The 835-nt window shown below is 50.2% G+C and carries 9 tRNA genes; all 9 read left to right on the top strand.

Annotated elements, in window-relative coordinates:
- The first annotated feature begins 1 nt into the window (after window position 1).
- The 9 genes from WKT08_RS10390 (at window position 2) to WKT08_RS10430 (ending at window position 833) form a co-directional block, all read left to right on the top strand.
- A tRNA-Asp gene (locus tag WKT08_RS10390) sits at window positions 2-74 on the top strand.
- A gap of 24 nt (window positions 75-98) precedes the next feature.
- Window positions 99-171: transfer RNA gene (locus WKT08_RS10395), tRNA-Lys, on the top strand.
- A gap of 6 nt (window positions 172-177) precedes the next feature.
- Window positions 178-259: transfer RNA gene (locus tag WKT08_RS10400), tRNA-Leu, on the top strand.
- A 17-nt stretch (window positions 260-276) separates the two neighbouring features.
- Window positions 277-349, top strand: a tRNA-Thr gene (locus WKT08_RS10405).
- A 23-nt stretch (window positions 350-372) separates the two neighbouring features.
- Window positions 373-444: transfer RNA gene (locus WKT08_RS10410), tRNA-Gly, on the top strand.
- A gap of 7 nt (window positions 445-451) precedes the next feature.
- Window positions 452-537 (top strand) — tRNA-Leu (locus WKT08_RS10415).
- Window positions 538-556: 19 nt separating this feature from the next.
- A tRNA-Arg gene (locus WKT08_RS10420) sits at window positions 557-630 on the top strand.
- A 36-nt stretch (window positions 631-666) separates the two neighbouring features.
- A tRNA-Arg gene (locus tag WKT08_RS10425) sits at window positions 667-740 on the top strand.
- Window positions 741-759: 19 nt separating this feature from the next.
- Window positions 760-833, top strand: a tRNA-Pro gene (locus tag WKT08_RS10430).
- Window positions 834-835 lie beyond the last annotated feature (2 nt).

Consider the following 835-nt stretch of genomic DNA (forward strand, 5'->3'; position numbering starts at 1 on the left):
AGGTCCCGTAGTGTAGCGGTTATCACGTCGCCCTGTCACGGCGAAGATCGCGGGTTCGATTCCCGTCGGGACCGTTAAGATAATGAAAATTATTTTAAGACTCGTTAGCTCAGTTGGTAGAGCAATTGACTTTTAATCAATGGGTCACTGGTTCGAGCCCAGTACGGGTCATATTTTGCGGGTTTGGCGGAATTGGCAGACGCACCAGATTTAGGATCTGGCGCTTTACGGCGTGGGGGTTCAAGTCCCTTAACCCGCATAAGAGAATAATAATGAGCCGGCTTAGCTCAGTTGGTAGAGCATCTGATTTGTAATCAGAGGGTCGCGTGTTCAAGTCATGTAGCCGGCATTTTTTTATATAAAGAAAGCAATGCGAACGTAGTTCAGTGGTAGAACACCACCTTGCCAAGGTGGGGGTCGCGGGTTCGAATCCCGTCGTTCGCTTGAGGAGGCCGGGGTGGCGGAACTGGCAGACGCACAGGACTTAAAATCCTGCGATTGGTAACGATCGTACCGGTTCGATTCCGGTCCTCGGCATAGACAAAGGTTGAAAGAAGCACCCTTAGCTCAACTGGATAGAGTACCTGACTACGAATCAGGCGGTTAGAGGTTCGACTCCTCTAGGGTGCATGGTCGCAAGGCTATGTAATAATTGAATAGGAACGAGCACCCTTAGCTCAACTGGATAGAGTACCTGACTACGAATCAGGCGGTTAGAGGTTCGACTCCTCTAGGGTGCATAAAGCGGTAGCTTTAGATCGGGAAGTAGCTCAGCTTGGTAGAGTACTTGGTTTGGGACCAAGGTGTCGCAGGTTCGAATCCTGTCTTCCCGATA

Origin of the sequence: Streptococcus sp. HCA-5024 (genome assembly GCF_037890265.1) — a bacterium.
GTDB lineage: Bacteria > Bacillota > Bacilli > Lactobacillales > Streptococcaceae > Streptococcus > Streptococcus lingualis.